This is a genomic window from Marivivens sp. JLT3646 (assembly GCF_001908835.1).
Classification (GTDB): domain Bacteria; phylum Pseudomonadota; class Alphaproteobacteria; order Rhodobacterales; family Rhodobacteraceae; genus Marivivens; species Marivivens geojensis.
In genome coordinates, this window is record NZ_CP018572.1 from 260,329 (window position 1) to 281,778 (window position 21,450).

20 protein-coding genes, 1 tRNA gene and 1 pseudogene are annotated in these 21,450 nt (G+C 53.0%); 12 read left to right on the forward strand and 10 right to left on the reverse strand.

Features of this window, described 5'->3' with window-relative positions; all coding sequences use genetic code 11:
* Window positions 1-23 precede the first annotated feature (23 nt).
* The 4 genes and pseudogenes from BSK21_RS01375 to BSK21_RS01390 all read left to right on the forward strand — a co-directional run bounded on the left by BSK21_RS01375 (window position 24) and on the right by BSK21_RS01390 (window position 5,111).
* Window positions 24-1,043: an amino acid ABC transporter substrate-binding protein gene (locus BSK21_RS01375; RefSeq protein WP_067550451.1), complete on the forward strand. Its 1,020-nt coding sequence runs from the start codon at window positions 24-26 to the stop codon at window positions 1,041-1,043.
* 124 nt (window positions 1,044-1,167) lie between these two features.
* Window positions 1,168-2,445 carry an amino acid ABC transporter permease gene (locus BSK21_RS01380; RefSeq protein ID WP_067550449.1) on the forward strand — a complete coding sequence of 426 codons (1,278 nt, stop codon included), beginning with the start codon at window positions 1,168-1,170 and terminating at the stop codon, window positions 2,443-2,445.
* A 1,216-nt stretch (window positions 2,446-3,661) separates the two neighbouring features.
* Window positions 3,662-4,309, forward strand: a pseudogene (locus tag BSK21_RS16105) (amino acid ABC transporter permease); the annotation flags it as partial.
* A gap of 10 nt (window positions 4,310-4,319) precedes the next feature.
* The gene (locus BSK21_RS01390; RefSeq protein WP_067550446.1) at window positions 4,320-5,111 is read left to right on the forward strand and encodes an amino acid ABC transporter ATP-binding protein; all 792 of its coding nucleotides are present in this window, start codon (window positions 4,320-4,322) and stop codon (window positions 5,109-5,111) included.
* Window positions 5,112-5,154: 43 nt separating this feature from the next.
* Here the strand turns inward: BSK21_RS01390 and BSK21_RS01395 are convergent, their stop codons facing one another.
* From BSK21_RS01395 to rpmH, 9 genes are all read right to left on the reverse strand, one after another.
* Window positions 5,155-5,664, reverse strand: coding sequence for a histidine phosphatase family protein (locus BSK21_RS01395; RefSeq protein WP_067550444.1), 510 nt, complete (start codon window positions 5,662-5,664; stop codon window positions 5,155-5,157).
* 640 nt (window positions 5,665-6,304) lie between these two features.
* Window positions 6,305-7,183, reverse strand: coding sequence for an acetylglutamate kinase (gene argB, locus BSK21_RS01405; RefSeq protein ID WP_067550440.1), 879 nt, complete (start codon window positions 7,181-7,183; stop codon window positions 6,305-6,307).
* Window positions 7,184-7,222: 39 nt separating this feature from the next.
* Window positions 7,223-7,873, reverse strand: coding sequence for a ribosome biogenesis GTP-binding protein YihA/YsxC (yihA, locus tag BSK21_RS01410; protein WP_067550438.1), 651 nt, complete (start codon window positions 7,871-7,873; stop codon window positions 7,223-7,225).
* A 49-nt stretch (window positions 7,874-7,922) separates the two neighbouring features.
* Window positions 7,923-9,704, reverse strand: a complete 1,782-nt coding sequence (yidC, locus tag BSK21_RS01415) for a membrane protein insertase YidC (protein WP_067550436.1) — start codon at window positions 9,702-9,704, stop codon at window positions 7,923-7,925.
* 113 nt (window positions 9,705-9,817) lie between these two features.
* Window positions 9,818-11,332: a bifunctional diguanylate cyclase/phosphodiesterase gene (locus tag BSK21_RS01420; RefSeq protein WP_067550434.1), complete on the reverse strand. Its 1,515-nt coding sequence runs from the start codon at window positions 11,330-11,332 to the stop codon at window positions 9,818-9,820.
* A gap of 65 nt (window positions 11,333-11,397) precedes the next feature.
* Window positions 11,398-12,264 carry a tRNA 2-thiocytidine(32) synthetase TtcA gene (gene ttcA / locus BSK21_RS01425; RefSeq protein WP_067550432.1) on the reverse strand — a complete coding sequence of 289 codons (867 nt, stop codon included), beginning with the start codon at window positions 12,262-12,264 and terminating at the stop codon, window positions 11,398-11,400.
* A gap of 19 nt (window positions 12,265-12,283) precedes the next feature.
* Window positions 12,284-12,532, reverse strand: coding sequence for a membrane protein insertion efficiency factor YidD (yidD, locus tag BSK21_RS01430; RefSeq protein ID WP_067550430.1), 249 nt, complete (start codon window positions 12,530-12,532; stop codon window positions 12,284-12,286).
* On the reverse strand, window positions 12,529-12,918 hold the full coding sequence (gene rnpA / locus BSK21_RS01435; protein WP_231924794.1) for a ribonuclease P protein component: 390 nt from the start codon (window positions 12,916-12,918) through the stop codon (window positions 12,529-12,531). Before rnpA ends, yidD begins: the two co-directional genes overlap by 4 nt.
* A 20-nt stretch (window positions 12,919-12,938) precedes the next feature.
* On the reverse strand, window positions 12,939-13,073 hold the full coding sequence (gene rpmH, locus BSK21_RS01440; RefSeq protein ID WP_067550427.1) for a 50S ribosomal protein L34: 135 nt from the start codon (window positions 13,071-13,073) through the stop codon (window positions 12,939-12,941).
* Window positions 13,074-13,323: 250 nt separating this feature from the next.
* On the opposite strand from rpmH, the gene BSK21_RS01445 reads away from it, so the two are divergent.
* The 5 genes from BSK21_RS01445 (at window position 13,324) to BSK21_RS01465 (ending at window position 18,385) form a co-directional block, all read left to right on the forward strand.
* Entirely contained in the window at window positions 13,324-14,052 is a 729-nt protein-coding gene (locus BSK21_RS01445; protein ID WP_067550425.1) for a TVP38/TMEM64 family protein, read from the forward strand.
* Window positions 14,045-15,409, forward strand: coding sequence for an NAD(P)/FAD-dependent oxidoreductase (locus BSK21_RS01450; protein WP_067550423.1), 1,365 nt, complete (start codon window positions 14,045-14,047; stop codon window positions 15,407-15,409). Before BSK21_RS01445 ends, BSK21_RS01450 begins: the two co-directional genes overlap by 8 nt.
* A gap of 18 nt (window positions 15,410-15,427) precedes the next feature.
* Window positions 15,428-16,828, forward strand: coding sequence for a HAMP domain-containing sensor histidine kinase (locus BSK21_RS01455; RefSeq protein ID WP_067550421.1), 1,401 nt, complete (start codon window positions 15,428-15,430; stop codon window positions 16,826-16,828).
* A gap of 63 nt (window positions 16,829-16,891) precedes the next feature.
* Window positions 16,892-16,968: transfer RNA gene (locus BSK21_RS01460), tRNA-Arg, on the forward strand.
* 142 nt (window positions 16,969-17,110) lie between these two features.
* The gene (locus tag BSK21_RS01465; protein ID WP_067550419.1) at window positions 17,111-18,385 is read left to right on the forward strand and encodes a DUF6538 domain-containing protein; all 1,275 of its coding nucleotides are present in this window, start codon (window positions 17,111-17,113) and stop codon (window positions 18,383-18,385) included.
* Here the strand turns inward: BSK21_RS01465 and BSK21_RS01470 are convergent.
* Window positions 18,382-18,615, reverse strand: coding sequence for a hypothetical protein (locus BSK21_RS01470; protein WP_067550417.1), 234 nt, complete (start codon window positions 18,613-18,615; stop codon window positions 18,382-18,384). The genes BSK21_RS01465 and BSK21_RS01470 overlap by 4 nt on opposite strands.
* Before the next feature lie 448 nt (window positions 18,616-19,063).
* On the opposite strand from BSK21_RS01470, the gene BSK21_RS01475 reads away from it, so the two are divergent.
* The 3 genes from BSK21_RS01475 to repC all read left to right on the forward strand — a co-directional run bounded on the left by BSK21_RS01475 (window position 19,064) and on the right by repC (window position 21,376).
* Window positions 19,064-19,456, forward strand: coding sequence for an H-NS family nucleoid-associated regulatory protein (locus BSK21_RS01475; protein WP_067550416.1), 393 nt, complete (start codon window positions 19,064-19,066; stop codon window positions 19,454-19,456).
* A gap of 130 nt (window positions 19,457-19,586) precedes the next feature.
* Window positions 19,587-20,504 (forward strand): helicase RepA family protein, encoded by a 918-nt coding sequence (locus tag BSK21_RS01480; RefSeq protein ID WP_074038939.1) that lies wholly within the window; start codon window positions 19,587-19,589, stop codon window positions 20,502-20,504.
* The gene (repC, locus tag BSK21_RS01485; RefSeq protein WP_067550412.1) at window positions 20,498-21,376 is read left to right on the forward strand and encodes a replication protein C, IncQ-type; all 879 of its coding nucleotides are present in this window, start codon (window positions 20,498-20,500) and stop codon (window positions 21,374-21,376) included. The genes BSK21_RS01480 and repC overlap by 7 nt, the downstream gene beginning before the upstream one ends.
* Window positions 21,377-21,450: the final 74 nt, after the last annotated feature.

Consider the following 21,450-nt stretch of genomic DNA (forward strand, 5'->3'; position numbering starts at 1 on the left):
CGGGAACTCAGGAAGAGGTAGAAATGAAGAAATCCATTATGCTCGGCGCTCTGGCCGTCGCTGGTTTGACCGCTGCAAGCGCATCGGCATCCACGCTCGATGACGTCAAAGCCCGTGGTAAACTGAACTGTGGCGTGTCGTCCGGCCTGACCGGCTTCTCGCAGCCCGACGCAAACGGCGTTTGGGAAGGTTTTGACGTTGCTGTATGCCGCGCTGTTGCTGCTGCTGTTCTGGGTGACTCGACTGCTGTTGAATTCGTTCCGCTCACCACCCAAGTGCGTTTCACCGCACTGGCGTCGGGCGAGATCGACATTCTGGCACGTAACACCACTTGGACATTCTCGCGCGACACCGACCTGAAGCTCGACTTCATCGGCGTGAACTACTACGACGGTCAGGGCTTCATGGTCCCGAAATCGCTCGGCGTGACTTCCGCTAAAGACCTCGACGGTGCAACCGTTTGTATCCAAACTGGTACCACCACAGAGCTGAACTTGGCCGACTTCTTCCGCGCCAACAACATCAGCTACGAGCCGATCCCGATCGAAACCAACGCAGAAGCACAGCAGCAGTACCTTGCTGGCGCTTGTGACGTCTACACCACTGACGCTTCGGGTCTTGCTGCAACTCGCGCAACCTTTGAAGCGCCGGGCGATCACGTGATCCTTCCGGAAATCATCTCCAAAGAGCCGCTCGGCCCGGTTGTTCGTCACGGCGACAACGAATGGGGTGATATCGCAATGTGGACCCTCAACGCCCTGATCGCTGCTGAAGAACTCGGCGTGACCTCTGCGAACGTTGAAGAGCTGTCTGCTGCTGCGACCACCAACCCAGAAATCAACCGCCTGCTTGGCACCGAAGGTGACCTTGGCGCGATGATCGGTCTGGACGCTCAGTGGGCTGTTCGCGCGATTGCTGCTGGCGGCAACTACGGCGAACTGTTCGAAAAGAACATCGGTGTTAACACTCCGATCGGCCTCGCACGTGGCCTGAACGCACAATGGACCGAAGGCGGCCTGATCTACGCACCGCCGTTCCGTTAAGTTGATCTACCGGAAAGGGCGCAGTCAACCTGCGCCCTTTTCATACTTGAAGTGCCCCCCGCGACATTGCCAACAACCGGATAACCGGTGACCTCCTGTCGCGTCGGGAGCCGGGGAGACTTTTATGACCACGCTCACGGATACGCCGAAGCAAGGCTTTCGGCTAAGTCAGCTTATTTACGATACGCGCTATCGTTCGATTACCATTCAGGTAATCGCGACTGTGCTGATCGTTGCGGCCCTCTGGTGGCTTGCGCGCAATACCGTCGCAAACTTGACCGCACTGGGCAAAGATTTCACGCTCGAGTTTCTTGGAAACCGGTCGGGATACGACATCAACCAACGTTTGATTGCTTACGATTCTAACGCGACGCACGGACGTGCGGCGCTGGTTGGAATTCTGAATACCTTGTTGGTTGCCGGCCTTGGTTGCGTCCTAGCGACGATACTCGGCGTTATTTTCGGTGTCCTGCGACTGTCGAAAAACTGGATCGTGTCGCGTCTGGCTGCTGTTTACGTCGAAGGCTTCCGCAACGTACCGCTGCTGCTTTGGATCATCGCGATCTTTGCTGTGATGACAGAATCCACGCCGTCGCCCAGAGATTTCCGTGGCGAAAATCCGGTCGCGAGCATGGCACTTGCCGACAATGTGGCGATCACGAACCGTGGTGCTTATATCCCTGAGCCCCTATTTGCGAACGGTTTGGGCGATGTTGAAATCAAACCAGGTGGCGTTTTTGCGGATCTGTATTTCAACGTCAGCATCGATCTGATTGTGATCTTGCTCACTCTGGTGGCGAGCCTCCTCGTGGTTAAATTGGTCAATACCCGCGCTGCGGATATCCAGAATGCGACAGGTGTTCGTCCGACGACGTGGTGGGTAAACCTCCTGATTATCGTTGCCCCAATCGCCGCGCTCCTATGGGGCCTTGGTTTCTATCTAGGCAAACCAGAGCTGTCGGGCTTCAACTTCTCGGGTGGTACGCACCTGCGGAACTCGTTGCTGGCACTGTGGTTGGCACTGTCTCTCTACACAGGTGCATTTATTGCAGAGATCGTTCGAGGCGGTATCAATGCCGTATCGAAAGGCCAAACCGAAGCCGCGTTTGCGCTGGGGCTACGTCCGAACCGCACGATGCGTTTGGTGATCCTGCCACAGGCTCTGCGCGTGATCATTCCACCGCTGATCTCTCAATTCTTGAACCTGACCAAGAACTCTTCGCTTGCGATCGCCATTGGTTACATGGATGTCCGTTCCACTTTGGGCGGCATTACTGTGAACCAAACAGGGCGCGAACTTGAGGGTATTCTTCTTGTTGGTTTGTTCTATCTCCTGCTCAGTCTCGCGATTTCGACAGGGATGAACTGGTTCAACGACCGCGTTAAGCTGAAGGAGCGCTAAGATGACGGATACTGCGCAAACCGTTCGCTATGTACGCGAAACCATGATCCCACCGTCCGAGCCGCCTCTAAAGGAACAAGGTGCGGTCAAATGGATGCGGGAAAACCTTTTCTCGGGCTGGAAGAACACGCTTCTTTCGCTCGTTTCCATATATGTTCTGGTGAAGCTGCTTTTCGCATTGGTTCCGTGGTTCTGGAATTCGGTGTGGACTGCTGGGTCGCTGAACGAATGTCGTGAAACTCTGGCTGTTTTGGAGGGTCTGACCACTCATGGCGGCGCGTGCTTCGCGGTCATCAGCGACCGTTGGCTTCAGCTGCTCTTTGGTTTCTACCCTGCTGAGAGCTACTGGCGCCCGATCCTTGTTTTCATTCTGATGTTTGTTGCACTGGCGCCAATTCTGTTTTCGGCTCGTTTGCCGAAACAAATGCTCTGGTTCTCGATGCTGTTCCCTTTCCTTGGCACGTGGCTGCTGTGGGGTGGCTCTTTCTGGGTTCCGATCCTTGTAATCCTTGGCTTTGTCGTAGGTGCAGTAGGGTTCAAAATCGGAGGCCGTTTCGCCGGTGCATTTGGTGCTGTAGCGCTTGGAGTTGCGGGTGCTGCGCTCTGGTGGATGGTTGCTATGCCAACCATTAATGGAGCGTTGCACAAGGCAGTTGCCTTGTCGCGCATTGACGGAACCAAAGCCGAGCTAATCGAAACGCTCGCAACAAATCCTGCGCAAATCGATGCGATCGAAGCCGAACAGGCAGCCGTGCAGGAGAAAATCAATGAACTAACCGCTGAAAAAGATGTGCTGGTCGTTGAAATGCTTGCTGCTCGTGAGGCTGGGACTGAACCGTCGTCGGACCAGAAGACTGCATTCAATGCGATCATGGATGAATTGATGGTAGAGCGACGTCACTATACGGCACTTGGCTTTACAGCATTCAAACTGCAACAAGCGATCAGTGACGCAAACGGTCTGTTGGCCAACATTGAAGCTCTGCCTCAGTGGGAAGCTGACCTGCCCAAAGCCATCCAGACGGCGGCCGCGATGGACGCAGCCCTGCCTGACGGTCTGCACAATCTGGTTTCGGTCAATCAGGTGCCTGCTGGGACATCGCCCGAAGCTGTCGACGCGCTGCGTGCATATCTCGACGCGGATACTGCGGTCTTGAACCTACGTGCTAACATTGAGACCGCTTATGAACGGCTTGGTACTCTGGGTCTAGCACCTGTGACCAGCCGTGATTTCGGGGGCTTTATGCTCGCAATGATCATCGGTGTGGCAGGTATCGTACTGTCCTTGCCGCTTGGCATTTTGCTCGCACTGGCACGTCAGGCCAATCTCCCGATCGTCAAAGGGTTCGCCGTTGCGTTCATCGAAATTATCCGCGGCGTGCCGCTGATCGTTTGGCTGTTCACTGCGTCACTGCTATTGAACTACTTCCTGCCGCCACGCACCTCGTTCGACCTTGTGTTGCGCGTTGTAATCATGGTGACCCTGTTTGCCGCTGCCTATATCGCAGAGGTTATCCGCGGGGGCCTTGCTGCGCTCCCGAAGGGGCAGTTCGAAGCGGCGGATTCGCTGGGCCTCGATTACTGGAAGTCGATGCGCTTGATCGTTCTTCCACAGGCGCTCAAAATCTCGATCCCAGGGATCGTGAATACCTTCATCGGCCTGTTTAAAGACACCACACTGGTTGGCATCATTGGTCTTCTTGACCCGCTCAACCTGTCGAACTCGATCCGTGCCGCCGCCGAATGGAACGGCGTCTATTGGGAACTGTTCGTCTTTATCGGCCTTTTGTTCTTTGTCTCATGCTTCAGCATGGGCCGCTACTCGCTCTGGCTGGAGAAGAAACTCCAGCGTGGACACCGCTAAGGAGACCGCCATGTCCGAACTTGCAATCGAACGTCAAATCGACCGCAGCCACATGACGATCTCTGATGAGGTCGCCATTCAGATCAACAACATGAACAAGTGGTACGGTCAGTTCCACGTGTTGCGTGACATCAACCTTACCGTTCAGCGCGGTGAGCGGATCGTGATATGTGGCCCGTCTGGGTCTGGTAAATCGACGCTCATTCGGTGCATCAACCGCCTCGAAGAGCACCAGTCGGGTGACATTATCGTTGATGGGACAGAACTGACCTCTGATCTCAAAAACATCGATAAGATCCGTTCTGAGGTTGGTATGTGCTTCCAGCACTTCAACCTGTTCCCGCACCTGACCATTCTAGAGAACTGCACGCTGGCGCCGATCTGGGTCCGCAAGGTCCCGCGCAAAGAGGCCGAAGATATTGCGATGCACTACCTCGAAAAGGTGAAGATCCCGGATCAGGCTCATAAATATCCTGGGATGTTGTCGGGTGGTCAGCAGCAACGTGTGGCGATTGCGCGTTCGCTGTGTATGAAGCCGCGCATCATGCTGTTCGACGAACCGACCTCTGCTCTCGACCCTGAGATGATCAAAGAGGTACTCGACACCATGATCGAGCTGGCCGAAGAAGGCATGACCATGCTCTGCGTGACCCACGAGATGGGCTTTGCTCAGGCTGTGGCGAACCGCGTAATCTTTATGGATCAAGGCCAGATCATCGAACAAAACGAACCGCATGCGTTCTTTAACGATCCTCAGTCGGATCGCACGAAGCTGTTCTTGAGCCAGATTTTGGGCCACTAAGCTCAGTCAAATTTTCGATTGGGGGCGGGCCGAGTGTCCGCCCTTATTCGTTTAGCAACTCGCGTGGCGTGGTAAAGGCGACGACGCGACCAGAGGCGGCACTGACATCTGACCAATGGGCCACATCAAAGTCTATGATGGCGGTCGCACAGGTCGGATAGGATGCGTATTTCGGATGGTCGGGGCGTTCATGGACAAGCCCACAGGCAAAGCTTCCGATTCCTGGGTTGTGGCCTATCATGGCAACGATAGGCGCTTTCGCGGTTTTCAGCTCGGTTAGCATCGTTGTCGCCGGTGCGAGATAGAGGGATTGCAAATAGCGCACAGCAGGCGTCGTCGGCCACTGTTCCATCAGAAGGTCCAGCGTTTCCCTCGTGCGTGTGGCGTCCGAGCATAGAACTTCCCTCGGAATATCACCTCTATCCGCAATCCACTCACCGATGGCTGGTGCCGATCGCCGTCCTCGGGCGTTCAATTGCCGATCATGGTCATCAATGGAAAAATCATCCCAAGATGATTTGGCATGACGAATAAGAACAAGCCGAAGTGTCATTTGTGAAACTCACTCATGAAGTAAGCAGACTGAGCAGTTGGACGTTCTGATGACCCAATGGGGCAGGACCGTCGAACAGCGCAGCCGTTGTTGAGGCAATCTGCACCTTCTGCACCTTCTGCACCTGATAGGTAACCGTGACAGGCTGCCACATCATATCCGGCGGGAACTAAAGCTGATGCAGGACACGCTGTTACGCATGGTTTGGTGAGGCACGTTGCACAGGGTGGGGGAGGCAATTTGACGTCAGGTGCCATTCGCAGTGCAATCGCACCGCGGAATGAGCTGAACAGGCCCGCGGTACCATCTGCCAAGAACGCGACGGGGGAGGCGCAAAATGCCCCCGACCGAATGGCCCAGCTGTAAAATGGATAGAACGGCGGGCCCCCAAACGGGAAATAGGCGACGCCGTCATATGTGGCCGCGATTTCGTCAAGGACGTGTTTTGACCAACGGTCTACAGGATCATTTTTTCCATCGCGCCATTCGGTTGACTCGCAAAAATGCGACCAGAACTGAGGCTCTGTCGGTGAGATCAGCGCAATCGCCGTCGCCCAGTCTGGGAGATTATCATCAGCGGATGGAAGGACAATGCCTGAAATTCTCAAGCCATATCCCTCCAAATCGCCGATGAGGTTTGTCATAAGTTGCGCGGCTTCACACGTGGTTCGGTGGTGCGGATCATGGAACCAGCGCCGTGCTCGGTAAATAGCTCAAGTAGACAAGCATTCGCCACGCGACCATCAAGGATAACAACCCCGCGTACACCGTCCTCAATCGCTTTGAGTGCGGTTTCGGTTTTCGGGATCATGCCGCCCGCGATGGTGCCATCTGCAATCATTTCGCGAACCTCAGCGGGCGTCATTTGAGTGATCACTTCGCCGTCTTTATTTTTCACGCCAGATACATCGGTCAACAAAAGCAGGCGGTCAGCCTTAAGGGCACCGGCAATTGCACCAGCGGCGGTATCACCATTCACGTTGAACGTTTCGTTGTCGTTCATCCCTGTTGCGACGGGAGCGATCACAGGAATGATGCCCGCATTGAACATGTCATGAAGCACTTGAACGTTCATCTCAACAGGACGACCGACAAAACCCAGTTCCGGATCATCGGGTTCGCAGACCATCAGGTCGTCGTCTTTGCCCGACAGACCAACCGCACGCCCGCCTTCGTCCATGATTGCCTGAACGATCCGTTTGTTGACGAGGCCAGTAAGAACCATCTCGACGACTTCAACCGTTGCTTTGTCGGTTACGCGTTTGCCGCGTACCCATTGGGATTCGATGCCAAGACGACCGAGCAGATCGTTGATCATCGGCCCGCCGCCGTGAACAACGACAGGGTTCAAGCCAACCTGACGCATAAGGACGATATCACGCGCGAAATCAGCCATGGCATCTTGATCACCCATGGCGTTGCCGCCGAATTTGACCACGACGATTGCACCGGAATATCGCTGAAGGTAGGGCAATGCCTCTGACAGAGTGCGGGCAGTTGCGATCCAGTCACGGTTCATGTCTTGTTTCCTCACGGCCGGTCCCTTTCCAAATAGGGGTCAAACGATGCCATAAATAATAGCGCGAAGTGTGGCTATACCGTCCCCTTTGTCAGACGACGTCAATACGATTTCAGGATAGGCGGCAGGGTGCTTTGCCAAAACAGCTCGCGTGGCTTCAATCGACTGATCAAGCTGCGTTTTGCGGACCTTATCCGTCTTTGTCATGACAACCTGAAACGTCACGGCGGCCTTATCGAGGAGGGACATGATTTCTTCGTCGACGGCTTTGGCACCGTGGCGACTATCGATCAGAACAAAAACACGACGCAGGGTAGGGCGGCCTGCGAGGTATCGCTTCAGCAACCGTTGCCATTTTTCAACGATCGCCACAGGCGCGTTAGCAAAACCATAGCCCGGCAAGTCAACGATATAGTGTTCGTCGCCCACAGTGAAAAAGTTGATCTCTTGGGTGCGGCCGGGTGTGTTTGAGGCACGAGCAAGCCCTTTACGACCTGTCAGCGCGTTAATCAGGCTGGATTTGCCAACGTTTGAACGTCCTGCAAAGCAAAGCTCGATCCGATCAGCCGGCGGCATGCCGTCCATAGCAACGACACCTTTGAGGAATTCGATCGGAGCATGGAACAGCATACGACCAGCTTCGACGACCGTCGGGTCCAGATCTTCAACGATCGGAAAACTTAACTGCATGACCATACCCTTTTGGCGGAACAGGCCGCCCTAAGGGCAGCCTGTCAGTTTACTTTGCTTTGCTAGCTTTATCACGTTTGAACGCAGAGGTGATATTGCCAAGAACATCTGGCCGGTGGCCGTGGCTTCGCATGATCGCGTATTGCTGCAAGAACGTAATGGTGTTGTTGGTGATCCAGTAGAGTACCAGACCCGAAGCGAACGATCCCAGCATGAACATGAAAATCCAAGGCATCCATGCAAAGATCATCTTTTGGGACGGATCAGTGGGCGCTGGGTTCAGTTTCTGCTGAAGCCACATCGAGATGCCGAGAATGATTGGCAGGACGCCCAACGACAGAATGAACAACATGCTGCCCGGTTCTGGTGTTCCCCATGGCAGGAGGCCAAAGAGGTTCAGGATCGAAGATGGGTCGGGCGCAGAGAGGTCACGGATCCAACCGATCCACTCAGCGTGACGCAGTTCCAGCGTGACGAAGATCACCTTATACAGTGAGAAGAAGATCGGAATCTGCAGGATCATCGGCAAACAGCCCGATGCAGGGTTAACCTTGTTCTCTTTGTAGAGCTTCATCATGCCTTGCTGAAGTTTAGCGCGGTCATCACCCGCTGCTTCTTTCAGCTTTTCCATTTCGGGCTGAAGCTCTTTCATCTTCGCCATCGAAACATAGGACTTATAGGCGAGCGGCAGAACCAGAGCTTTCAGAACCAGCGTCAGGACCATGATCGACCAGCCCATGTTGCCGATTACAGCGTTGATGTTGTGCAGCAGCCAGAAGATCGGCTTGGTCAGGAAGAAGAACCAGCCCCAGTCGATCGAGTTGATGAAGCCAGAAACGCCTGCGTTGTTTTCATAGTTGCGGATGGTTTCCCATTCCTTTGCGCCCACGAAGAAGCGGGTCGAAACGGAAGTTTCGGCACCAGCGGCGAGCGTTTCCGAACCGAGGATAGCATCGACTTCGTAAACGTCAGTGGTGAAATAGCGCGACATCGATGTGAACGGCTTACTCTGATCGGGGATCAGGGTCGTCATCCAGTAGTGGTCGGTATATCCGGTCCAGCCCGTCTGGAGGACATCAACGCTGCTCACGCCGCCGTCGACTTTGCGGATGTCTTTGTAGGTTTGTTCATCAACCTTGCCATCGGTCATACGAACCAGACCTTCATGCAGGACAAAGAAGCGACGCTGCGCATCTGGCTCGGTGAAGCGGCGGATTAGGCCGTAAGGAGTGATGGTGACTTCGTTGCCAGACGCGTTCGTTACGGTTTGGTCGATCGTCATCATGAATTTTTCGTCGATCGCGTAGGTAGTGCGGAAGGTCATGCCCGCGCCGTTGTCCCATTTCAGCGTGATCGGCGTTTCTGGTGTCAATGTGGTGCCCGTTTCAAGTTCCCACATTGTATCGGGGCCAGGCACGGCATTCGCGTCGACGCCAGCATTTCCGATCCAGCCAAAGCTCGCGTAGTAGGCATCGTTCTCACCCTGCGGGCGCATGAGCTGAACGATTTCAGGACTGTCGACCGCGACGGTGTAATTCTTCAACGAGATATCGTCGATGCGACCGCCGAGCAGAGCGATAGAACCTGTTAGCTCTGGCGTTTCTACGGGGACGCGTGGCGTTGCGGGCATAGCCGCCTCGGTCACCGCGGGGGCCGCTGCTTCTGCGGATGCGTCTGCAACGGGAGCGGTGACGTCGGTTTGTTCGCTTGTTACAGTTGCATCTGTTGCTGTTTCCGCCGGTTGTTCAGGTGGAAACAGGAAGAACCAAACTGTGATAACCAGAAAGCTAAGTGCTGTGGCAAGAATTAGGTTCTTGTTCTGATTTTCCATCTGAACCGCCCGTTTTGTAAGGTAAATGATCAGGCAGGGTTCAACAGGCCATAGCGTCAAAGGTCAAGCGCTTTTAGGGGTTTTGGCTGATTAGACGCGTGTCACATTGCTGTTTACCCTGCTTTTCGCCGCAAACCACGATTGCCAACTACCATGGGGCTGTAATTGTTGATCCAGTTGTCAACATCCTCGGGCGGTAGAGGGCGTGCAATTCCAAAGCCTTGGACGTGGCCGCAGCCTAATTCAGCAAGTTTTAGCCGCTCTTCTGTGGTTTCGACACCTTCGGCCAGCGTGTCGAGCCCTAGCCGATCTGCCATTGTCAAAATAGCAGCGACCATTTTTTGTTGTTCGTCATCTGCATCTATGCGGGTCACGAATGATCGGTCAATTTTGATGCGTTCGATAGAATATCGCCGAATCGACGTAATTGATGCGTGGCCTGTGCCGAAATCATCAAGGTCGAGACTACAGCCCAACCCTGCGAGGCCAGAGAGATTTCGGATCACAATATCATCGGCATGGTCAGCAACCACGGTTTCGAGCACCTCAACGGCGAGCCGATTGGCGCCCAAACCAAATTCATGGAGGCGCTGTTCGATCCGATCCACAAGTTGAGGGTCCGTGAGTTCTTCTTTCGAGAAGTTCACGCCGACACGAGGGATTGATAGTCCCGTTTGGTCCCAACGACGGAGCGAGGACAAAGCGTCGTGGATCATAGCTTCGCCAAGTCGATGCATCTGACCAGCCTGAGCCAGTGCGGGCAGGAACTCCAACGGCGGAATCAGCCCGCGCCGAGGGTGCTGCCACCGCGCTAAGGTTTCAAATCCGGTGATCTCACCGGTGCGTGTCGAAATCTGTGGCTGGAAGAAGGCACGGATTTCTCCGTTGTCCAAGGCGCGTGTGACTTGTTGGGACAGCTCGTTGCAATTCGCGATGCGGTTTCGCATTGATAGCGAGAAGCTTCGGATGGCTGCGGGGGCGTGCCGTTGTGCTTCGATGAGAGCCGAATTTGCGGCCTGTAACAGTGCGACACCTGTTTTCTGGTCGAGGCGATCAGAGAGGCTAAACCCTATTGAGACCGTCAGATAGACGTTCATGCCCGCAATATGAAACTGTTCGGCCATTGTGTGTTGAATGCGTGAAGCGAGTTGAATCGCTGCCTCAAGGTCAAAGCGCCGCGTCGGAGAAAGCCCGACCGCAAAGGTTGGACCATCGAGCCTCGCAGCGATGTCGTCAGCCCTAAGAATCGCGGAGAGACGAACAGCAATGGCTTTGAAAATTGTCTCGACCCCTGATCGGTCATGGCGTTCTTCGATCAACTTGAACCGATCGACTTCAAAGACGATAGCGCCCGTCGTAAGCCCGTTTTGTTTGCCTGAGCGAAGTGCATGATCTAGTGCTACAACGAGGCCGTCGCGCGTGGTGAGGCCAGTGGCCGCGTCGATTGGGATCGCGTCGGGTAAGTTCGGCAATATGAATGCGAGAAACGTTGGCCCCAAGAAGGTCGCTACGATCAACCCTGGTTGACCTGCCAACATGTATCCCGCCACAGCGCCTAGGGGAGCAATGAGGATATAGGGCCAGCGGGTCTTATTGCGGCGAACGGCGTTGACGATTGCGTTAGGCATAGTAGTCCATTCCTTTGCCCGTTTCCGGTCAGGATGAACCTAAAGGTCAATTGCTAAGCGAAACCTTAACGCAAGTCTGGAATATCGGGAAAATTGTCCGGTTTTTGTTCATTGATCTGCAACCCTTTGAAGTCAAAGATGGCAGGGTCGAGAAGATGCGACGGGCGCGTATTCATCAACGCGCGGAACATTTTCTGACGGCGGCCCGGTGCGTTTTTCTCCCAGCCGTCGAGGATGCCCTTAACCTGCTGGCGCTGCAGTCCATCTTGCGACCCGCACAGATCACAAGGGATGATCGGATAGTTCATCGCGGTCGCGAACTTCTCGCAGTCGGCTTCGGCTACATGTGCAAGCGGGCGATAGACGAATAGGTCACCTTCTTCGTTGACCAGCTTTGGCGGCATCGTCGCGAGGCGGGAGCCGTGGAAGAGGTTCATGAAGAAGGTTTCGAGAATATCATCGCGATGATGACCCAACACGACTGCGCTACAGCCCTCTTCGCGCGCGATTCGATAGAGGTTGCCGCGACGTAGGCGCGAACATAGGGCGCAGAAGGTGCGGCCTGCGGGCACTTTGTCCATCACGATCGAATAGGTGTCTTGGTATTCGATGCGATGCGGAACGCCCATCCTTTCAAGGAATTCGGGTAGTACCGTCGCGGGGAATCCTGGCTGACCTTGGTCGAGGTTGCAGGCTAGGAGGTCCACAGGCAGAAGGCCGCGCCATTTCAGTTCATAGAGAATAGCCAGCATCGTGTAGCTGTCTTTGCCACCTGACAAACAAACGAGCCAGCGCGCATCACGCTCAATCATCCCGTATTGTTCAATCGCCTCTCGGACGTTTTGTACAATACGCTTGCGTAGTTTTTTGAACTCGGTCGATTTCGGCGCACCGTGAAAAAGTGGATGGATGTCGTCCAGATCGTCGAGCATGGCGCGTCCTTTGTCGTGATTAGTGGTCGTGAGTGCAGCGTTTTTTTGGTTCAGGAACGTTATCGATTCCCGAGCCGCCCCAAGGATTACACCGAAGGATGCGGTAGATCATCAGGTAGGTCCCCTTGATCGCGCCGTGTTTTTCTAGTGCTTCCATGCCGTAGGCAGAACAAGTTGGCTGGAAGCGGCAGCCGTGCCCGATCCATGCGCTGAAGACCAATCGATAGAACCTGACGGGCAGGGATATGACCCAAGCAGCGGGTGTCATTTGTGCACCTTTCGAAGAGCCCAGATTAGATCCTTTTGCATTTGTTTGAAATCCGCCGTCGCGGTAATTTCTTTGCGGCCAATAAGGACATAGTCCCAGCCAGCTAGAGCGTGGCTGTGCATCACCAGACGGGCAATCTCGCGCAAACGTCGTTTGGCGCGGTTACGTGCGACCGCGTTCCCCACCTTTTTCGAGCAGGTATACCCAACGCGAAATGGAGCATCGTCACCACGTTCGCGGGCTTGGAGGTGAAAGCCTGATGTGCCCTGACGCCGCGCGTTGGCGGCCCGCAGAAAATCAGCCCGTTTTTTCAGGACCGGCGGACGAACGAAAACCGCCGCAGGCTGCGCCTCGGCGGTTCGCGTCGAATTCTCTTGCGGTGTCACAACGGACCCCGCAGGCGCCATTAGGCGCTCAGGACCTTACGGCCACGTGCGCGACGGGCGTTCAGGATTTTGCGGCCAGCTTTAGTCGCCATACGGGCGCGGAAGCCGTGACGGTTCTTACGAACCCGGTTAGAAGGTTGGAACGTGCGCTTCATCGCGTTCTCTCCGGTCAGATGGGCCGAACCTTTACAGATTCGAGGCCGTGAAACTTTGAAGCCCTGCCTTTAGAGGGGCCTCACCACTCTGTCAACGCGGTTGGGGGTAGGTTTTTGACAAAACCGTCACATTCCCTGCCCGATGTTACAAAACTGGCCAGATTTAAGGCCAGTTCATCAACCTCGCGTGAGTATGGCTATGCGGGGACGTTGGATTTGTCCATGAAGGATCAAAGCCAACGGAGCAAAAATGATAGAGAAATCAATTCTGGAGCCGACACTTCTTCGGCGTTTGCCTATTGTCCTTATTCTCGTTGGGGCGATTCTTGGTGTCTGGTTCCTGCGCGATACGCTGACTTTTGAAACCTTGCGAGGGAACCGTCAGCTTTTGATCGATTTCCGCGATGCGAATCCCGTTCTGTCGGTCCTCGTCTTTGTCAGTGTCTATGTTGTGATTGTCGCGTTCTCTTTGCCCGGAGCGACCGTTGCGACTTTGACGGGCGGGTTCCTCTTCGCGACCTTTCCGGGTGTTTTGTATAACGTTCTCGGTGCCACTGTCGGCGCATCTGCATTGTTTCTAGCTGCACGCTGGGGGCTGGGTGAACGACTGTCCGCGAGAATGGATGGGTCAACCGGCGCGATCAAGCGGATCAAAGATGGGATCGACGAAAACCAATGGTCGATGCTTTTCCTAATTCGGCTTGTGCCGGCCGTGCCATTCTTTGTGGCGAATCTCGTGCCCGCACTTGTGGGCGTTCCTTTGCACCGATTTGTGATTTCGACGGCGTTGGGCATTGTACCAGGGGCTTTGGTGTTCACGTCGATTGGGAATGGTTTGGGTGCGGTTTTTGATCGTGGAGAATCGCCCGACTTATCGATCGTGTTCGAGCCCTCTGTGCTGCTTCCTTTATTAGGACTATGTGCGCTGGCCGCATTACCGATCCTTGTCAAAGCTATTCGGAGATCAAGGAATGGATGAACTTCGGTGTGATGTTTGCGTGATAGGCGCGGGCTCTGGCGGGCTCTCTGTCGCGGCAGGGGCCGTACAAATGGGTGCCAGTGTCGTCTTGATCGAGGGCCATAAAATGGGCGGTGATTGCCTGAACTATGGCTGCGTGCCATCAAAGGCACTCTTGTCGGCGGCGCGGTCGGGTCAGGATTATGTTTCCGCCAAAGATCATGTCGCGCAAACGATTGCCGCGATTGAACCTCATGACAGTCAGGACAGATTCGAAGGGCTGGGGTGCACTGTCATCCGAGACTATGCACGATTCATTTCACCCGCTGTCGTTCTCGCAGGTGGAAAGCACATCCGCGCACGCCGTTTCGTGATCGCTACGGGATCGTCACCGTTCGTCCCGCCAATTGACGGCATCGACACCGTGGAGGCGCATACGAATGAAACGATCTTTGAACTCAGGGAAAAGCCAAAGCACCTGATCATCATCGGCGGTGGTCCGATTGGTATAGAGATGGCGCAAGCGCATCGCGGGTTTGGTTGCGAGGTTACCGTTGTTGAGGGTGCGGAAATCCTAGGTAATGAAGACCGAGATGCGGCTGATGTGATCAGGACTTCGTTGGTGGAGCAGGGCGTGGCGATTCTTGAAAACTGTAAAGCGCTGCGGATTTCACCTGACAACGGCGTAACCGTGCAGACGGATCGGGGGCCGATTGTTGGGTCGCACCTGCTCATCGCGGCTGGACGGCGCGTGAATACTGATAGGCTCGATTTGGCAGAGGGTGGGATCGACCATGACCTCAAAGGTATCCACGTCGATGCTGGACTGCGGTCGGTGTCCAACCGAAAGGTCTATGCGATTGGCGATGTCGCGGGTGGGATGCAGTTCACGCACCTCGCGGGCTATCATGCGGGTATCATTGTTCGTTCAATGTTATTCGGGCTGCCGGCCAAGTCGCGGACGGAACATATACCACGTGTGACCTACACTTCGCCTGAGTTGGCTCAAATTGGCCCGACGGAGGCCGAGGCAGTTGAAAAATACGGTGCTTCGGTGTCGGTCCATCGCGTGGAATTCGGGGGAAATGATCGCGCAGTGGCAAGTGGATCGACCGTTGGTTTTCTCAAACTCATGGTCGTCAAAGGTCGGCCTGTTGGCGTGACAATCGTAGGCTCTCAGGCGGGCGAACTGATCGCGATGTGGGCGATGGCGATCGCAAATAGGTCTAAACTTTCGTTTATCGCCAATACTGTTTTGCCTTACCCGACCTTGGCAGAGATTAACAAACGCGCTGCGAGTGCCTATTTTACGCCAAAGCTATTCGAAAGCTCGCTCGTTAAGCGGGTCGTGGGGATGGTGCAGCGAATGCTGCCGTAGTCCCGAAACGGAGGGGCAATGTTCAAAACGCTATCAGGGCGTTTTTTGATTTTGACCGTCATCTTTGTCATGTTGGCAGAGGTGTTCATTTTCGTGCCCTCTGTTGCGCGGTTCCGTCAGGATTACCTTCTGCTGCGCCTCGAACGGGCGCAAATTGCATCCTTGGCTCTTTTAGCAGACGATATGATTAAACCAGAGTTGGAAGTAGAGCTTCTCGACAATGCTGGCGTGTTTAACGTGGTGTTGCGGCGTGATGAGGTGCGGCAGCTTGCCTTGTCATCGCCGATTCCGGGGCAGGTCGAGGCGACCTACGATATGCGCGATCCCAGCGCTCTGGCTTTGATCCGTGATGCGATGTCAGTGCTTCTTTCGACGCATAACCCAGTCATCCGCGTGATCGGCAACCCAGTTCAGGACGGTGGCTTGCTTATCGAGGTCACGATGGAGCAAGGTCCGCTGCGCGTGGCAATGCTCGAATACGGGCTGAACGTGCTTCTTTTGTCTGCAGTTATTTCAGTGATCACCGCTCTGTTGCTGTTTTTTGCTGTGCAGGTGTTTTTGGTAAAACCCATTCGCGGCGTGGTGCGCCACATGACACTCTATGCAGAGGCGCCTGAGGATGCCCGTAGGTTTATTGAACCGAGTGCGGGCGTGCTGGAGCTGCGAGAGGCTGAACAGGCGCTCAAAACGATGCAAGAGCAGCTCACAGGCGCTCTCAAGCAAAAGGATCGTCTGGCACAGTTGGGTGAAGGCGTTGCGAAAGTAAGTCACGATCTACGCAATATCTTGACCTCTGCCCAGCTGTTCACAGATCGGATCGAAGTATCAAATGATCCTGCAGTTCAACGACTTGCCCCCAAACTCGTGAACTCGATCACGCGTGCCGTTCATTTGTGTGAAAACACATTGGCGTTCGGTCGGGCCGAAGAAGCGCCACCAAAACTAACGCGATTTGCGCTGGCAGAAATCGTGGCGGACGTCATCGACAGTGAACGTCTATCGGCTGGGGACTATGACCTGTCGTTCTCCGAGGACGTTGCTGCGAATCTGATGATACGCGCGGATAGTGAACAGATTTACCGTGTCCTTTCGAATCTGGTGCGGAATGCGCGGCAGGCCATTATGGCAACGGGGAAGGCGGGCGAGATCAACATTCATGCCTCTGAAACCGAGGATAGCTGGCACATCACCGTCTCTGACACAGGGCCGGGGCTGCCTCCGCGTGCCAAAGAACACCTGTTCCAAGCCTTTCAAGGCGGCGCAACAAAAGGCGGTTCGGGGCTTGGGCTTGCGATTGCTGCTGAATTGGTGCGCGGTCATGGCGGAATTCTTGAATTGGCAGAGAGCGGCGCAGATGGAACATCCTTTGAGATGACCCTGCCAAAGGCCGAAATCAGACTTTCTGCACCTGAAGCGTAAAAACTTTCATTTCGGCTCTTGCCATTACCAAACGGTGGGGATACATCGCCCCCACTCTGACGCGGACTGGTAGCTCAGTTGGATAGAGTACTTGACTACGAATCAAGGGGTCGGGGGTTCGAATCCTCCCCAGTCCGCCATTTAAATTTTCCCCAAGAAGAAAATAAAGAGTTAAATCAAATACTTACGGATGAAATGGTGATATAGCGTCGCTCTAAGTGTTTTTGATCTCCAAATTTGCTACACATTTTGCTACACATTCCAGAGGGGAGTGGAGCGCATATGAAGCCTATCTTGCGGAGCGGAACATATTACATCCGACGTCGTGTGCCTGCGAGATTCGCATCAGTTGAGGGGCGCAACGAAGTTTGGATTTCCCTTAAGACAGATTCGCAAAAGCTTGCACAAGAGAAAGCCCAGCGTGTTTGGATGGAACATCTGCGTGCTTGGGAAGCTCAATTGCTGGGTCAGTCAGATGATGCTTTTGAACGGCAGAAATCGGCCAAGCTGGTCGCTCAAGGGATGGGCTTTGACTATGTCCCCATTGATCAGGTCGCTCAGTTGTCCACGGAAGCAATTCTTGAACGAGTTGAAGCAGCCGTCAGTGCCATCGGACCAAGGAACGAGCAAACATTATCCGCTCTCCTCGGTGCCGAGCCTGCGCAGAAACTGAGGCTTTCAGAAGTCTTGGAAAAATTTTGGGAGAATTCACAGGACTTGATTTTGGGGAAAAGTGCTGACCAAGTTAGGCGTTGGAAAAATCCTCGGAAAAAAGCTTTTGCCAATTTTATCAGTGTTGTTGGCGATCTTCCTGTCGATGAGCTTACAAAGAGTGATTTTTTGCAGTTTCGAAAGTGGTGGCTAACTCGGATCGAGATGGAGGGCCTTACGCCAAATAGCGCAAATAAAGATTTGGTTCATCTTCAGTCAGTCTTAAAAAAGGTAAACGACCTATTGAGCTTAAACCTTACTCTGGAATTTGGCGGTCAAAAAATGAAGGAAAAACCAAAGACGGATAGACCTCCGTTCTCTGACGTTTGGATTGTGGAGAGGATCCTCAGGCCCGGTGCCCTAGATGGGTTAAATCCCGAAGCACGTGCAATCTTACTCGTGATGATCAATACTGGTTGTCGGCCAAGCGAAATCGCAGGCTTAAGCCCTGACGAAATTGTTCTGGATGGGCCAGTGCCCTACATCATGATCAGAAACAATATTCACCGACAGCTGAAGAGTGATCCTTCAAAGCGAGACATTCCATTGGTTGGCATTAGTCTGGAGGCAATGCGTCGCTTCCCTCAGGGTTTTGCCCATTATCGCGCAAAACCAAGCACTCTCTCGGCGACGGTAAACAAGTATCTGCGTGAAAATGGCCTTCTCGAAAGTGAAAAGCATGTGATGTATAGCCTACGGCATAGTTTTGAAGATCGGATGCTTGACGCAGGCATTGATGACCGTATCCGGCGTGAATTGTTTGGTCATTCTTTGGGGCGTGAAAAGTACGGGGATGCTGGTGGAATTAATAAGAAGCACGAGCTCCTGTTGGAAATTGCACTTTAGTTGAGGTGCTTCAGGTATGATTTCGAGCGTTCCAATGCTGCCAGTTCATTTTGCACTTGCATCAGGTCATTCTCTAATCTGATGAAGATCGGCAGAAGACGGTCATCTTCAGCTAGACCTTTGGCGACGTGATGCAATGCACTTAAAATGCGCTCTTCTAAATTCTTCTTGTTTTGTTTTTGAGTAGGTAGTTTTGTTTTTACCTTTATGTAATCATAGTTTGGTTCCATCCATATTTTAACTCCAATGCAGATCCTCCAAGTGGGTTTTCCGACTAGGTGTTATGTCTTGCATCGCACCATAACTGGAAGATACCAAATCCAGTTTTCAGAAAGGTTAACGTTTTCTTAGTTTTGCGATGTTTAGAGTGGAAAGCATTGAAATTCTAATTATCTCTATGCTTAATGAATTTTAAAGCATTTCCAGAGATTGAAAATTGTTTGAGGCGACCGAATACCATCTGCCAGGGATTCATGTGCAGTCAGGTGCGGTTCCTGAGGCATTACACGAAACAGCAGAACACTTCTTAATGTGAGGGCTCAGTCTGGGGGGCCGGTTTACATGGCGAGTACCTTGGCTCCATGTCTAGGGGAGTGCAGCTTGGTTTATCAGTTGATTAAAGGTAGTCTTGAAGGATATGTTTAAATCGATGCTAAAATTTAAGAAAGGTGAGGGTACATGACAAAAGACATTAGTGAAATGCAGCCCGATGAGCTTGCTAAGCACATCGAAGAAGCCCAGAAAATTCTTCAGAAGAAAAAAGATGACGAGCTTGCGAAGCTCGCAGCTGACATTTCTGCTGCAATCAAGAAAAGTAATTTTTCTTTGGAAGAAGTCTTGGAGCAACTTGGCGTTGCCCCTTCTTTAGGAAAATCAAACAAAGCGGCCAGCAACAAAAAGGGCAAAGTTTATGTGAACCCTAACAACCAAAGTGAAACCTGGGGTGGTGCTGGAAGGGTTCCAGGTTGGCTCGTCAGCTATTTGGAGGACGTTAAAGAGATTAAATTCGATAAGTTTAGCATCAAGCACCCACTTATTGCACCCGAGCTTGCAAAGCTTGAGAGAAAGTGACTTCTGGTCTTTTGTAAGTAATTAATAATTATAGTAAATAAAAATAAATAACACTTAATTAATATTTATTATTGATTTATTAAATTAATATGATATAGATACTTCATAACTTTTAATATGGAGTATTTAAATGAGTTATAATTTTAGAGATTGGAGACTTGATGTCTCGAATGTAATTGGAACCAAACCGAAGGAGCTCGATTTTGTGTTGCCGGGATTACTGGCTGGCACAGTAGGCCTGCTGGTTGCCCCGGGTTCCGTAGGCAAATCCTTCTTGGCTCTTGAATTCTGCATCTCGATTGCAGCGGGACGTGATGTCTTTGGGCTGTTTTCTGGGCAAGAGTTCAAAAAAGGGCCAGTATGCTTCCTGTCGCTTGAAGACGGTGGGGCAGTGCTTCATCATCGGCTCTATGCTTTGCGTGAGTATCTGACAGATGAAGACAAAGCGAACATCGAGCAAAATTTTGATGTGTTTGATGCATCAGGTCGTGGCTTTTCGCTGACAATGGCTGACGGTTTGTTGCCCAGCCGGGCCTTTATTGAGCTCGAAAAATATATCGAAGTGCGGAAGCCAGTTCTTTTGGTCATTGATACACTGAACCGTGCCCTTGGTGGTCTGAACGAGAGCTGTTCCGCAGTAGCGTCCAAGGTTTTACATCAGCTGGAACAGTTGAACAGAAAAGTCGGCTGCGCAACGCTCATCCTGCATCACGCAAACAAGAGCAGCGTACTGAACGGTAACAGCACAGCACAAGGCATTCGTGGTAGTTCTGCGTGGTCTGATAACGCAAGATGGCAGGCCAACATGGCTGTCATGTCAGAAGCTGAACTTGCAAACTATGAAGTTGATCTAGATAGCCGAAAATCATGGGTAAAACTCGATCTCGTCAAATGTAATCACATTGCCAACACTACCGATATTTGGCTCTCACGTGATGAAAATGGTGTGCTGACGGGGCAAGTGCCGCCGAGATCCACGAATGGCGGTCGAACCAAAAAACGCCGTAAGGGTGGTGAAGATCCAGATGTGGGGGATATCCCATGGTAACCTTGCCGGACTTCGCTTTAGTGGATCCCGTAACCATGAACACAGGCTTGTTTCGTTCCCTTCCAAAGGGGGCGAAGCCCACACTGGATGGAACAAAGGAGCATGGTGGCCTGACATATCGATATGCAGGGCATCACATCGATGAAATTGGTCTTCGTGTCTTTCTTACCCTTTTGGGTTTGGCGGGCATGCAGAAGAAAACGGTGCCTAAGGATGGTGGGTCAGAAAGCCTTCAACACATTCACCAAGGACTTGCACTTCAGGGTAGCTCAGAGCACGGAAAATGTCTGTTGTCGTTCGGTAGTATTCTCGAGCTGGTTGCTGCATGCGGGTCCGCAAAGACAACGAGCAACAAGAAGACCGTGCTGGCACGCTTGCAGCAACTTTCAGAGATATTGATCTCTGTGACTGAGCCAGAAACCGGAAAAACCGTAGCTTTTCAACGATTGCTAAATTTTGCTGTGGATCCTACCGGTAAGCAAGTTGCTATCGTGCTATCACCTCACATCAGCAGTGCGGTTCTCGGTGGCCAATATGTGAAAATCGACCTGAAAATGCTCAAGAGTATCGGTAGCGCAGCTGGACAAGTACTCCATGCGGTTCTGTCTGCTCGGATAAGGCCCTCACAAGCGTTCCCTGTGCCCTACAGACTGGCCAAGCTTGCTGAGATAGCCTTTGGTCCGTCAGAGACGCTCACAGTGGCCCGCAAACGAGTGCAGCTAATCCGTCCAGCAGTGCATGAGCTAGACCAAGCGGGCTGGGCTGTGTTTGAAGACCTCACAGGCAATCGTGCGGTTTCAATCATGCATCTTGATAAAGTAGATCCGAATAAATGGATCGAAATCGAAGCAAGACGGGCGAAAGTAGCGTGATTTCGACATATCGTTCACGATGTCAGACATATCGTTCACGCTGAGACACTGACAAAACCCCAAAAAAGTCAATA

Excerpts from the sequence above, each read along its gene's own strand:
- BSK21_RS01375 (WP_067550451.1), top strand. The coding sequence starts at position 24 with ATGAAGAAATCCATTATGCTCGGCGCTCTGGCCGTCGCTGGTTTGACC.
- BSK21_RS01380 (WP_067550449.1), top strand. The coding sequence starts at position 1,168 with ATGACCACGCTCACGGATACGCCGAAGCAAGGCTTTCGGCTAAGTCAG.
- BSK21_RS01390 (WP_067550446.1), top strand. The coding sequence starts at position 4,320 with ATGTCCGAACTTGCAATCGAACGTCAAATCGACCGCAGCCACATGACG.
- BSK21_RS01395 (WP_067550444.1), bottom strand. The coding sequence starts at position 5,664 with ATGACACTTCGGCTTGTTCTTATTCGTCATGCCAAATCATCTTGGGAT.
- argB (WP_067550440.1), bottom strand. The coding sequence starts at position 7,183 with ATGAACCGTGACTGGATCGCAACTGCCCGCACTCTGTCAGAGGCATTG.
- yihA (WP_067550438.1), bottom strand. The coding sequence starts at position 7,873 with ATGCAGTTAAGTTTTCCGATCGTTGAAGATCTGGACCCGACGGTCGTC.
- yidC (WP_067550436.1), bottom strand. The coding sequence starts at position 9,704 with ATGGAAAATCAGAACAAGAACCTAATTCTTGCCACAGCACTTAGCTTT.
- BSK21_RS01420 (WP_067550434.1), bottom strand. The coding sequence starts at position 11,332 with ATGCCTAACGCAATCGTCAACGCCGTTCGCCGCAATAAGACCCGCTGG.
- ttcA (WP_067550432.1), bottom strand. The coding sequence starts at position 12,264 with ATGCTCGACGATCTGGACGACATCCATCCACTTTTTCACGGTGCGCCG.
- yidD (WP_067550430.1), bottom strand. The coding sequence starts at position 12,532 with ATGACACCCGCTGCTTGGGTCATATCCCTGCCCGTCAGGTTCTATCGA.
- rpmH (WP_067550427.1), bottom strand. The coding sequence starts at position 13,073 with ATGAAGCGCACGTTCCAACCTTCTAACCGGGTTCGTAAGAACCGTCAC.
- BSK21_RS01445 (WP_067550425.1), top strand. The coding sequence starts at position 13,324 with ATGATAGAGAAATCAATTCTGGAGCCGACACTTCTTCGGCGTTTGCCT.
- BSK21_RS01450 (WP_067550423.1), top strand. The coding sequence starts at position 14,045 with ATGGATGAACTTCGGTGTGATGTTTGCGTGATAGGCGCGGGCTCTGGC.
- BSK21_RS01455 (WP_067550421.1), top strand. The coding sequence starts at position 15,428 with ATGTTCAAAACGCTATCAGGGCGTTTTTTGATTTTGACCGTCATCTTT.
- BSK21_RS01465 (WP_067550419.1), top strand. The coding sequence starts at position 17,111 with ATGAAGCCTATCTTGCGGAGCGGAACATATTACATCCGACGTCGTGTG.
- BSK21_RS01470 (WP_067550417.1), bottom strand. The coding sequence starts at position 18,615 with ATGGAACCAAACTATGATTACATAAAGGTAAAAACAAAACTACCTACT.
- BSK21_RS01475 (WP_067550416.1), top strand. The coding sequence starts at position 19,064 with ATGACAAAAGACATTAGTGAAATGCAGCCCGATGAGCTTGCTAAGCAC.
- BSK21_RS01480 (WP_074038939.1), top strand. The coding sequence starts at position 19,587 with ATGAGTTATAATTTTAGAGATTGGAGACTTGATGTCTCGAATGTAATT.
- repC (WP_067550412.1), top strand. The coding sequence starts at position 20,498 with ATGGTAACCTTGCCGGACTTCGCTTTAGTGGATCCCGTAACCATGAAC.